Source organism: Mesorhizobium sp. M1334 (genome assembly GCF_040317995.1).
Classification (GTDB): Bacteria; Pseudomonadota; Alphaproteobacteria; order Rhizobiales; family Rhizobiaceae; genus Mesorhizobium.
Genome location: NZ_JAMYLM010000002.1, coordinates 615,779 through 626,391, shown reverse-complemented (window position 1 = coordinate 626,391; position 10,613 = coordinate 615,779). Strand labels below are relative to the sequence as shown.

The 10,613-nt window shown below is 63.5% G+C and carries 11 protein-coding genes; 5 read left to right on the top strand and 6 right to left on the bottom strand.

Annotated features, from left to right (window positions below; translation table 11 throughout):
- Nucleotides 1-2: 2 nt before the first annotated feature.
- Both NKH17_RS06605 and NKH17_RS06600 read left to right on the top strand, forming a co-directional pair.
- Nucleotides 3-3,179: an efflux RND transporter permease subunit gene (locus NKH17_RS06605; RefSeq protein ID WP_352476140.1), complete on the top strand. Its 3,177-nt coding sequence runs from the start codon at nucleotides 3-5 to the stop codon at nucleotides 3,177-3,179.
- A gap of 98 nt (nucleotides 3,180-3,277) precedes the next feature.
- Nucleotides 3,278-3,436, top strand: a complete 159-nt coding sequence (locus NKH17_RS06600) for a DUF3309 family protein (protein ID WP_023678456.1) — start codon at nucleotides 3,278-3,280, stop codon at nucleotides 3,434-3,436.
- Nucleotides 3,437-3,499: 63 nt separating this feature from the next.
- Here NKH17_RS06600 and NKH17_RS06595 read toward each other — a convergent pair whose 3' ends face one another.
- Nucleotides 3,500-4,462: an SDR family oxidoreductase gene (locus NKH17_RS06595; RefSeq protein ID WP_352898176.1), complete on the bottom strand. Its 963-nt coding sequence runs from the start codon at nucleotides 4,460-4,462 to the stop codon at nucleotides 3,500-3,502.
- Nucleotides 4,463-4,556: 94 nt separating this feature from the next.
- On the opposite strand from NKH17_RS06595, the gene NKH17_RS06590 reads away from it, so the two are divergent.
- Nucleotides 4,557-5,468 (top strand): LysR family transcriptional regulator, encoded by a 912-nt coding sequence (locus NKH17_RS06590; RefSeq protein ID WP_352476142.1) that lies wholly within the window; start codon nucleotides 4,557-4,559, stop codon nucleotides 5,466-5,468.
- On the opposite strand, the gene NKH17_RS06585 is transcribed toward NKH17_RS06590, so the two are convergent.
- The 5 genes from NKH17_RS06585 to NKH17_RS06565 form a co-directional block, all read right to left on the bottom strand.
- Nucleotides 5,426-6,607 (bottom strand): MFS transporter, encoded by a 1,182-nt coding sequence (locus NKH17_RS06585; RefSeq protein WP_352898179.1) that lies wholly within the window; start codon nucleotides 6,605-6,607, stop codon nucleotides 5,426-5,428. The two genes, NKH17_RS06590 and NKH17_RS06585, sit on opposite strands and share 43 nt — an antisense overlap.
- Before the next feature lie 146 nt (nucleotides 6,608-6,753).
- Nucleotides 6,754-7,215 (bottom strand): cupin domain-containing protein, encoded by a 462-nt coding sequence (locus NKH17_RS06580; RefSeq protein WP_352898182.1) that lies wholly within the window; start codon nucleotides 7,213-7,215, stop codon nucleotides 6,754-6,756.
- A 10-nt stretch (nucleotides 7,216-7,225) separates the two neighbouring features.
- Nucleotides 7,226-7,534 (bottom strand): DUF1244 domain-containing protein, encoded by a 309-nt coding sequence (locus NKH17_RS06575; protein ID WP_352898185.1) that lies wholly within the window; start codon nucleotides 7,532-7,534, stop codon nucleotides 7,226-7,228.
- Between the two features lie 26 nt (nucleotides 7,535-7,560).
- The gene (locus NKH17_RS06570; RefSeq protein WP_254816514.1) at nucleotides 7,561-8,358 is read right to left on the bottom strand and encodes an N-formylglutamate amidohydrolase; all 798 of its coding nucleotides are present in this window, start codon (nucleotides 8,356-8,358) and stop codon (nucleotides 7,561-7,563) included.
- A gap of 45 nt (nucleotides 8,359-8,403) precedes the next feature.
- Entirely contained in the window at nucleotides 8,404-8,634 is a 231-nt protein-coding gene (locus NKH17_RS06565) for a hypothetical protein (RefSeq protein ID WP_352737829.1), read from the bottom strand.
- On the opposite strand from NKH17_RS06565, the gene NKH17_RS06560 reads away from it, so the two are divergent.
- On the top strand, nucleotides 8,626-9,090 hold the full coding sequence (locus NKH17_RS06560; protein ID WP_502894192.1) for a DUF1036 domain-containing protein: 465 nt from the start codon (nucleotides 8,626-8,628) through the stop codon (nucleotides 9,088-9,090). The genes NKH17_RS06565 and NKH17_RS06560 overlap by 9 nt on opposite strands.
- The gene (pyk, locus tag NKH17_RS06555; protein WP_352504984.1) at nucleotides 9,087-10,517 is read left to right on the top strand and encodes a pyruvate kinase; all 1,431 of its coding nucleotides are present in this window, start codon (nucleotides 9,087-9,089) and stop codon (nucleotides 10,515-10,517) included. The genes NKH17_RS06560 and pyk overlap by 4 nt, the downstream gene beginning before the upstream one ends.
- Nucleotides 10,518-10,613 lie beyond the last annotated feature (96 nt).

The window sequence follows — 10,613 nt, the reverse complement described above, 5'->3', positions numbered from 1 at the left end:
TCATGGACATCGTCAAACTTGCAATCAGCAATGCCCGGCTGACCATTTCGGTCCTGGTCTTTCTCATCCTTGCCGGTGCGGTTGCTTACCAGTCGACGCCGAAGGAAGCGGAACCGGACGTTCCGATTCCGATGATGTATGTCAGCCTGATCTACCAGGGCATCTCGCCGGAAGATTCCGAGCGCCTCTTGCTGCGGCCGATGGAAGCCAAGCTGAAGAGCCTGAAGGGCCTCAAGGAGATGCGCTCGGCCGCCTTCCAGGGCGGCGGTTATGTGCTGGTCGAATTCCAGCCACAGACGGATCTCGCCACCGCGCTGCAGGACACGCGCAGCAAGGTGCAGGACGGCAAGGCCGACCTGCCGCAAGCGGCCGAGGAGCCCGTGGTCTCAGAGGTCAACATCTCCGAGTTCCCCGTCCTGGTCGTGACGCTGTCGGGCGAGGTGCCCGAGCGCGTGCTGACGGCGGCGGCGCGCGAGTTGCGCGACCGCATCGAGGAAGTGCCTGGCGTGCTCGAGGGCTCGCTGCAGGGTGCGCGCGACGACCTCGTCGAAGTGGTCATCGATCCGATGAAGCTGTCTTCCTACGGGCTGCAGCTCGACCAGTTGATCGGTGCGGTCGGCGCTTCCAACAGTCTTGTCGCCGCCGGCAATATCGAAGGGTCCGAGGGCAAATACGCAGTCAAGGTGCCGTCGCTTATCGAGACGCCAGAGGATGTGGCGGCGCTTCCGGTCGTCGCCGGACCCAATGCCGTGGTGCAGGCCAAGGATATCGCCACCATCCGCTCGACCTTCAAGGACGCCGAGACGGTTACCCGCCTCGACGGCAAGCCGGCGATTGCCATCGAGGTGAAGAAGCGCATCGGCTCCAACCTGATCGATACGATTGGCAAGGTCAGGGAGGTGTCCGACGCCTTCATCAAGACGATGCCGGAGGGCATGCACGTCACCTACACGCAAGACAAGTCCGTTTTCGTGAACCAGTTGCTCGGCGACCTGCAGAACCACGTGATGATCGCCGTCATCCTGGTGTTCATCGTTATCCTCTACGCGCTGTCCGGCCGTGCCTCGCTGCTGATCGGATTGGCCATCCCCTCGTCCTTCCTGATCGGCATCCTGTTGTTGGCGATGATGGGCTACACGATCAACATGATCGTGCTGTTCAGCCTCATCCTCGCGGTCGGCATGCTGGTCGACGACGCCATCATCGTCACAGAATTCGCCGAGCGTCGCATGAGCGAGGGCATGCCGAAGCAAGAGGCGTTCGCGCTTGCCGCCAAGCGCATGGCCGGCCCGGTCATCGCGGCGACGATGACGCGCATTGCCGCCTTCTCGCCGCTGTTGTTCTGGCCGGGCATCATCGGCGACTTCATGAAATATATGCCGATCACGCTGATCGTGACGCTCTCGGCCTCGATGCTCTATGCGCTGGTTTTCGCGCCGACGCTGGGCGCGATATTTGCCAAGGCGCCGGCCCATCACCCCGACGACAATCGCGACGGCTGGTACATGGCCGTGGTCAAGCAGGCGGTGCACTATCCCATCACCGTGCTTGTCCTCACTGTGGCGCTGTTGTTCGGCGTCGGCTACGCCTATTCGAAATTCGGCGCCGGCGTCGAATTCTTCCCGAATGTCGAACCTGACTACGGCCTGCTCTATGTCCACGCCCGCGGCAATCTTTCGCTTGCCGAAATGGATGCGGCCACCAAGACGGCAGAAAATCGGCTGCTCGGTTGGCCGGGCGTGAAGTCCGTCTATACGCGTGTAGGCAAGACGCAGGGCGGCGGCCAGGACGTTCCGGAAGACGTGGTCGGCGTGATCCAGTACGAATTCGTCGACTGGCGCGAGCGCAAATCGGCGAACTCAATTCTGGACGAACTGCGCGGCGTGATGGCCGGCATTCCCGGTGTCGACGTCGAGGTTCGCGTGCCGGAAGCCGGCCCGCCCACCGGCAAGCCGATCCAGATCAGGCTTTCGGCCGTCGATCCGAAGGGCCTTGACGACAAGGCCCGCGCCGTCGCCGCGCGCATTGCCAAGGTGCCCGGCGTCATCGATATTTCCGATGGTCTGGCGCCGCCCGGGGTCGACTGGGCGCTCGAGGTCGATCGCGCAAAGGCGGCGCAGTACGGCATCAGTCCGACCGCGGTCGGGACGGTCGTGCAATTGGTGACCAACGGGCTGAAGCTCAGCGAGTACCGGCCCGCCGGCGCCGACGATGCGGTGGACATCAGGCTGCGCCTGCCCGAGGATCGGCGCACGCTGTCGACGCTCGACGAACTCAGGGTGCAGACCGCGCAAGGCTCGGTGCCGATCTCGAACTTCGTCGTGCGCAAGCCGGAGCCGACGGTCGGTATCCTCAACCGCATCGACGGCGCGCGCACGGTGGTCGTCCAGGCCAACGTCGCTGCCGGCGCCCAGGTGGCTGCCGTCCAGCAGGAGGTCACCAAAGCTGTCGCCGACATGAACCTCGGCAGCGGCATTCGCTGGAAGCTTGCCGGTTCGAATGAGGACAGTGCGGAGGCTGGTGCCTTCCTCAGCAAAGCCTTCGGTGCGGCGATCTTCCTGATCTTCATCGTGCTTCTGGCGCAGTTCAACAAGTTCACCAGCGTCTGGCTGGTGCTGTCCTGCGTGGTCATGGCGACGATCGGCGTGTTCCTGGGGCTGCTGCTGACGGGAGAGGCATTTGGCATCGTCATGTCGGGCATCGGTGTCATTGCGCTGGCCGGCGTAGTGGTGAACAACAACATCGTGCTGATCGACACCTATGACCGGTTGCGCGAAGAGGGCTGGGACAAATACGAAGCCGTTCTGCAGACCTGCCGCGAACGTGCCCGCCCGGTGGTGCTGACGGCAGTGTCGGCGATCCTCGGCGTGCTGCCGATCGCTTTCGGCCTCGGCCTCGAAATCTTCCACCACGAGACGACGATCAACGCGCCGTCGACGCAATGGTGGATTTCGCTGTCTTCGGCTATCGTCTTCGGGCTGTCCTTCGCCACCGTGCTGACGCTGGTGGTGACGCCGTCGATGCTGATGGTGTTCACGCGCGCCAAGGTCAAACCCGGTGCGCGCCGTGGCTGGTTCAGTAGCCTGTTGGGGCGTCGCAAGGCCGACATCCCGTCGAAAGGCCTGGACGCCGATCTGGGCGCCGAGCCGGCGATCGCCTTCCCGAAGGCCGCCGAATAGAGTCCGATTGCTGCCCTGATCAAGCAAAGGCCGCCCGGGAACAATGGGCGGCCTTCTGCATTGTTTCGTCATTGCAACCTCAAAGCGAGGATTTTCTGATGACGATCAGCACCATTCTCATCATTATTCTTATTCTTATCCTGATCGGCGCGGTTCCGGCGTGGCCGCATTCTCGGTCCTGGGGTTACGGCCCATCGGGCATCGTCGGCGTCATCCTGATCGTTGTCTTGGTGCTGCTGTTGATGGGCCGGATCTGAGCGCAATCATTGGTCCGGACAAGCGGCGGATGACCGTCAGACCATCCGTCTTTTTCAACTTCCTTATTGGGCAGCTTGCTGCACCGGCTTGGTTGTGGCGACGCCGATATCCTCAAGCGCTTCCGATACTACATCTTCCAGCGGCGTGTGCGGGATCGTACCGATAATGCCTTCCAGCCGGGCTGAAGCCAGCCGGTGCGGCTCGAAGCGGAGATAGGACATCGAAACGATCTCGCGCCACATCGCCACGAACGGGCTGCCGGCGCGCAGCACCCACCACGGCATCTTCGTCAGCTTCAGCGCGTGCCCGAGCGCCTTCTCCGCGGCCGCCTTGATGTCCAGATCGGTCACCGCATGGCCAGGAAAATTCAGCGCCTCGTATGAGCCGAGCTTGTCGAGATTGTCAGCCAGCCCGACGAAGGTCTTGGCCAGGTCGGGCAGATAGGCCCATTCATGCACGAGATCGACCGGTCCCGGTGCCGTATAGATACCCTTGGTCATCTTGGCGGCGACAACCAGATCGAACCACGATCCGCTGCCGGTGCCGCCGAAGAAATCACCGGCGCGCAGCAGGATCGTGCGCACCCGACCCGCGTCCGCCTCGCGGCGAAACAGATCTTCCATGGCGACGCGGATGCGGCCCTTTTCCGTCGTCGGGCGAAACGGCGTGTCTTCGGCGATCACCGCCGGCATCGGCGAGCCGTAATTGTAGACGGTGCCCGGGAAGAGATGCAGTGCGCCGTTCGCCCGGCAGGCAGCCATGACGTTCTCCGCCATCGGCAGACACTTGCCCCAGTCGGTGTAGAGCGGGTTGAGGCCGTTGAAGATGATGTCGACGCCTTCGGTGGCGCGGATCAGCGCTTTGCGGTCGAGCGCGTCGCCGGCGATTGCCGTGGCGCCTTTGAGCTCGGCCGGCACCTCGCCGCCGCGGGTGACGGCGCGGACATCGTAGCCGGCATCGAGGAAGGCCTTGGCCACCGTGCGGCCGAGCCGGCCGTTGGCGCCGAGAATTGCGATCTTGGTCATTGTTCGTCTCCGTGTTTGTGTTGAGACCCTGTTGTGGTCTCTTCGCAAGCGAATGAAAATTGACTAAAGATGGCAATCTGATATTCAATTTTGAATGGATATCGATTGGAACCTGATCAAGAGTTTCGTCACCGTGGCGGAGACCGGCAGCCTGTCGGCCGCCGCGCGAAAACTTGCAGCAAGCCAGCCGACGCTCGGCCGCCACATCGCCGAGCTGGAACAGGCGCTCGGCGTCACCCTGTTCCGGCGCGGGCGGCGTGGCTATGCGCTCACGGAAGCAGGCAGCACGCTCTTTGAACAGGGTCGCGCGGTGAGCGAGCAGGCAAGCGCCTTTTCGCTGCTGGCGCTGGGATCGGTCGAGGCGATAGAGGGTACGGTGCGCATTGCCGCCAGCGAAGTGGTGGCCGCCTATGTACTGCCGGAAATGATGGCGAGGCTTGGTTTCGAGGAGCCGGGCATCGAGGTCGAGATCGTCGCCTCGAACCAGGTCGAGAATCTGCTGCGTCGCGATGCCGATATCGCCATTCGCATGGTCAAGCCGGCGCAGAATGAACTGGTCGCGCGCAAGGTGACCGACATTCCGCTCCGCGCCTGCGCGGCAAAATCCTATCTCGACCGGCGTGGCCGTCCGCGCGAGGCCCGCGATCTCGCCGGCCATGATCTGGTCGGCTTCGACCGCAGCGATGAGATCATTCGCGGCTTTGCCCAGTTCGGCGTCCCGCTTGCCCGCAATGCCTTCCGCTTCAGGACCGATAATCAGATCGTGCTGTGGGAAGCAGTGCGGGCGGGAAACGGCATCGGATTTGGCCAGGAGCCGCTCGCCGACCGTGATCCGCTGGTCGAGACAGTGCTGCCGGGTCTCCCGCTGCCGACGCTGCCGGTGTGGCTCGCCATGCACCGCGACGTGCGTACAAGCGTCCGCATCCGCCGCGTCGCGGATTTCCTCTACGAAGAGTTCAAGCGCTATTCAGCCGGTGCTGCCTCGGCTGCGAATTCAGCGCGGTGAGCGAGCCCGGCCATCAACAGCACGACGATCAGCAGCCCGGACAGAGCGACGAAGATCGGGCCGAAGCTCGAGTGTTCGGCGATGAAGCCGATCGCCGACGGCGCCACCAGAATGCCTGAGTAACCCATTGTGGTGACGACGCTCATGCCGGTGCCGGACGCCATGCCTTCCTGGTTGCCGCCGGCCGAAAAGATGATCGGCACCATGTTGGCAATGCCGAGGCCGCAAAAGGCAAAGGCGGCAATGGCGAGCCACGGCGAGGGCGCCAGCCCGGCCACCAGCATGCCGGCAGCAGCGGCAAGAGCCGAGGCACGCAACGTCGTAACGGCACCGAAACGGTTGCGGACGCCATCGCCAAGGAAGCGCATGACGGCCATGACACCGGAAAAGGCGGCGTAGGCCAGGCCTGCGATGGCAAGATCGGCGCCGAGCTCCTGCCTGAGATACAGCGCCGCCCAGTCGAGCACCGCACCTTCGGAGATCATCGTCAGCAGTGCCATCAGCCCAACCAGATAGACCAGAGGGTTTGCCGGCAGCGCGAATTTGTGGTGCTCGGGGGCTGGGTGCTTGTCCTCGGCGATCAGGTAGCGGATCGCTACGGCGATGACGGCAAAGGCAAGAGCCGTCACCACCGTCGCATGGGCGAGGTGACCGTAGTTCTGGATGGCGAAACCGCCCAAAGCGCCGCCAGCGAAACCGCCAAGGCTCCAGAAGCCGTGCGAGGACGACATGATGGCACGGGATAGCCGCCGTTCGACTGCCACTGCGTTGGCATTCATGGCGACGTCCATGCCGCCGATCGAACCGCCGAAGATGAACATGGCGATTGCCGCCAAGGGCACGTTGGGGGCCAGAGCCACGACCAACAGGCCGAAGCTGCCGGCAAGTCCGAACCAGCGCAGCACCGTGCGCGAGCCATGCTTCGAGATCAGATGGCCGCACCAGGTCATGGCGGTTACGGCCCCGGCCCCGAACAACAGAATCAACAGGCCGAGCGTGAATTTGCTGATGTCCAGCCGGGTGAGGAACACCGGGATCTGCGGCGCCCAGCTCCCGGTCAGGAAGCCATTGGCGAGGAAGATGCCGGCCACTGCCCAGCGTCCACGAATCGCGGTCTGCGTCATTTTCTGCGCGTCCATCGGGTAGAATCCGGTCCGGAAATGGCTTCGCGCGGCAAATTAGATCGATTCAATTCACAGTCAAGCGCTCTTTGCCGAAAGTGCTTGGACCAGACGCTACGTCCTCTCGCGTCGGCCAACCATCTCGGCGGTCCACTCCGAAATCCTTACGGCTGGGGATAAGGCGCGCCATCCTTGTGCACAAACCGGCCGTCGGCGTTGGTGCTCATCATGTCGATGTCGGAGCAGGTGGCGACGTCGTCGGGCCAGCGCGAACCGACTTCGAGATAAATCGCCATCGCGCCCGATTTGTTGATCATGTGATGGCCGTTGCCTGATCCTTTCGGAAAGGCCGCGCAGTCACCGGCGCGCAGCACCGTCTCGCCGGCATCTTCGACGAGCGTCAGCTCGCCTTCAAGCACGTAGACGAATTCGTCTTCGTGCGAATGCCAGTGGCGCTGGCTCGACCAGTTGCCCGGCGGCAGGCGCATGAGATTGATACCGAAGTCGGTGAGCCCGCCTGCGTTGCCCAGCCGCTGCCGCACGCGTTCGGCACAGGGTGCATCGAACGGCGGTGGATAGGATGAGCCCTTGCGTCCGGGCACGTCGGCAACGTCAATCTTAGGCACGGCGTCCTCCCTAGTGATCCCTGGGGCGCCTTGCCTCGAACTCGGCCTTCTTGGCATCGGAGGCTTCGATCTGGTTCAGTGCCTGCCACTCGGCATAGGGCATGCCGTAGATGATCTCGCGCGACTGTTCCTTGCTGAGTTCGACACCCTCGGCCTGCGCCGCATCGCGGTACCAGTTGGACAGGCAGTTGCGGCAGAAGCCGGCGAGGTTCATCAGGTCGATGTTCTGCACGTCGGAACGCTCGCGCAGATGCGCAACCAGCCGGCGGAAGGCAGCGGCTTCGAAATCGCGCTTTTGTTCGTCGCTGGGTTCGGTCATGTCTTTGGCGTCCCTTGGGCCTTTCGTCACACCGGTCCGGTGCGCGAGCCGAATATTTTCACCGCATGTATATCGGCACGTCGATCGATCGCGTCAACGATCGGCGCCAGCCGTTCGGCCCAGTCGAGGGCACCCTTAAGGTCGGCGATCAGGTCCTGGCGGATCTCAAGCAGCGCATGGGCAAATCCGTTGACGATGGCGTGCCTGAACATGGTATCGCCGCGCAGTGCGCCGTCATAGGGTTCGTTGTCGCCGACGATGAGGCTCTTGTCCTTGGCGAGCATGTCGATCAGCGGCCGCGCAACGCGATCGTCGAGATCCCATAATATGCCGACGTGCCACGGCCGCACGAAGCCCTGCATGGTCGGCGTGAAGGAATGCACCGAAAAGATGAAAGGTGCCTGCGCGGACGCTTGCGCCACCGAGGCGATCATGGCGCCGACGGCATCATGATAGGGGCGGTAAAAACGGTCCAGACGTCTTTCGCGTTCCTCCGGCGCCATGGGATAATTTCCCGGGATGATGGTGCCGTCATAGAGCTGGCGAATCAGCGTTGGATCGTCCTCGCCGCGATTGGGATCGATCAGCAGCCGTGAAAAATTGGCAAGCACCGCCGGAACGCCGAGCAGACTTGCGAGTTCGCGGGTTACAGTCTCGACGCCGATGTCGTAGGCGATATGGCGGTCGAACTCCGCCGCTGGCAGGCCAAGGCTGCCATATTCCTCCGGCAGGTCGCGGCGAGCGTGATCGGCCAAAAGCACCATGCCGCGCTTGCGGTCGCCTTCGACGATGTCGAAAGGCGCGAAAACTGTGGATCGGGTCATCGGCGGGAAAGGTCTGTTCGCGGGCTTCCTGGGAGGGTGGTATCGTCATTCCACGAAGAGAACGCTTGCGCAATGCCGTTGTTTAGCCACGGTTTCTGCAAAAAACTGAGCGGGGGCGACCGCAAGCGCGCCGGAGCCTTCTAAATCGATTGGAATTGGACAGATCGGCGCGTTGACATGCGTACGGACTTTTCCGAAAAGGGGCGTTGAGAGATGCAAATGTGGTTCTTGAGGGGTTTCAGGATGGGTTTCGCCGGCAGGCTGCGTGTGCGCCATGCCTTGGCCATGCCGCTCCTGATACCGGCAATGGGCCTTTTCGCGGTGATCACGGCCTCGCCGGCACGGGCCGATTTCCGGGTCTGCAACGCCACGCAGAACCTGGTAGGCGTCGGCATCGGCTATCGGGCCAAGGCCGGCTGGATCACCGAAGGCTGGTGGCACATCGAAGGATCGAGCTGCAAGACGCTGATCGAGGGACCGTTGTCATCAAGGTTTTACTATCTTTATGCAGAAGACGCCGAGCGCGGCGGACGCTGGGATGGCCCGATCAACATGTGCGTGGCCGAAAAAGAGTTCAAGATCGCCGGCGTTACCGACTGCGTCGCCCGGGGCTTTCAGCGCGCCGGATTTCAGGAATATGACACGGGCGAGCAGGCAAGCTGGATGGTCCAGCTGACTGACGAGCCCGCAACGGATGGCGCTGCAGCCGCCCCGGGAACAAACAGTCAATGAGACGCAGCCGCAAGGTCAAGATCCTCGCCACCATCGGTCCGGCCTCCTCGTCCGAGGAGATGCTGAAGAAGCTGTTCGAAGCCGGCGCCGACGTGTTCCGGATCAATATGAGCCACACCGACCATGAATTGATGCGGACGCTTGTCGGCCGCATTCGTGCCGTCGAGGAGGCGGTCGGCCGGCCGATCGGCGTTCTCGCCGACCTGCAAGGGCCAAAGCTGCGCGTCGGTAAGTTCGCCAACGGCAAAGAAGTGCTGACCGTCGGCCAGACCTTCACGCTCGACGACAATCCCGAGCCCGGCAATTCGAAGAGGGTCTACCTGCCGCATCCCGAAATCCTGCGTTCGGTCGAGGCCGGTCATCGCCTGCTGATCGACGACGGCAAGCTCGAGCTCAAGGCGGTCAGCAGCAACGGCCAGGCGATCGTCTGCACCGTCGTCGCCGGCACCACCATTTCCGACAAGAAGGGCGTCAGCCTGCCCGACACCGACCTGCCGGTCGGCGCGCTGACGGAAAAGGACCGCCGGGATCTTGACGCAGTTCTGGCGACCGGCGTCGACTGGGTGGCGCTGTCCTTCGTGCAGCGGCCCGAGGACCTGGCCGAAGCGCGCAAGATCGCGCGCGGCCGGGCGCTGATCATGGCCAAGATCGAAAAGCCGCAGGCCGTCGCCCGGCTGGCCGAGATCATCGAGCTTTCGGATGCGCTGATGGTCGCCCGCGGCGATCTCGGCGTCGAGATGCCGCTCGAAGCCGTGCCTGGCATTCAGAAGCAGATCACCCGCGCCGCCCGCCGCGCCGGCAAGCCTGTGGTGGTTGCCACGCAGATGCTGGAATCGATGATCACCGCGCCGGTGCCGACCCGCGCCGAAGTCTCGGACGTCTCGATCGCCGTGTTTGAAGGCGCCGACGCGATCATGCTTTCGGCGGAGTCCGCCGCCGGCGCCTACCCGGTCGAAGCGGTGGCGATGATGAACCGGATCGCCACCAAGGTTGAAACCGACCCGACCTATGCCGGCATCATCAACGCGCAGCGCTCGGAACCGGAAGCGACCGGCGCCGACGCCATTTCGCTTGCTGCCCGCGAGATCGCCGAGACGCTGAAGCTGTCGGCAATCATCACCTACACGGCCTCGGGTACAACCGGCCTGCGCGCCGCGCGTGAGCGGCCGCAGGTGCCGATCGTCGCATTGTCGCCGATCCTCAACACGGCGCGGCGGCTGTCGCTGTTGTGGGGCACGCATTGCGTCGTTTCTCCCGATGCCATCGACCTCGACGACATGGTCGATCGCGCCTGCCGCATCGCCTTCGACGAGGGTTTCGGCAAGCCCGGCGACCGCGTCATCATCACGGCCGGCGTTCCGCTCAGGACGCCCGGTTCGACCAACATGCTGCGCATCGCCTATGTCGGATCGGAAGTCGGACGCTAATGTCGGCGGCGGCTGCCGGATGGGCCGGCTGCATGGCGCGTCGTAAACACGGCGCCAGCCCGGCGCATCGTCGGCAGTCGGGTTGGGATCGACGCC

Excerpts from the sequence above, each read along its gene's own strand:
- NKH17_RS06575 (WP_352898185.1), bottom strand. The coding sequence starts at position 7,534 with ATGACCGAACCCAGCGACGAACAAAAGCGCGATTTCGAAGCCGCTGCC.
- NKH17_RS06600 (WP_023678456.1), top strand. The coding sequence starts at position 3,278 with ATGACGATCAGCACCATTCTCATCATTATTCTTATTCTTATCCTGATC.
- NKH17_RS06565 (WP_352737829.1), bottom strand. The coding sequence starts at position 8,634 with ATGGCGCACACGCAGCCTGCCGGCGAAACCCATCCTGAAACCCCTCAA.
- pyk (WP_352504984.1), top strand. The coding sequence starts at position 9,087 with ATGAGACGCAGCCGCAAGGTCAAGATCCTCGCCACCATCGGTCCGGCC.
- NKH17_RS06605 (WP_352476140.1), top strand. The coding sequence starts at position 3 with ATGGACATCGTCAAACTTGCAATCAGCAATGCCCGGCTGACCATTTCG.
- NKH17_RS06570 (WP_254816514.1), bottom strand. The coding sequence starts at position 8,358 with ATGACCCGATCCACAGTTTTCGCGCCTTTCGACATCGTCGAAGGCGAC.
- NKH17_RS06595 (WP_352898176.1), bottom strand. The coding sequence starts at position 4,462 with ATGACCAAGATCGCAATTCTCGGCGCCAACGGCCGGCTCGGCCGCACG.
- NKH17_RS06585 (WP_352898179.1), bottom strand. The coding sequence starts at position 6,607 with ATGGACGCGCAGAAAATGACGCAGACCGCGATTCGTGGACGCTGGGCA.
- NKH17_RS06590 (WP_352476142.1), top strand. The coding sequence starts at position 4,557 with ATGGATATCGATTGGAACCTGATCAAGAGTTTCGTCACCGTGGCGGAG.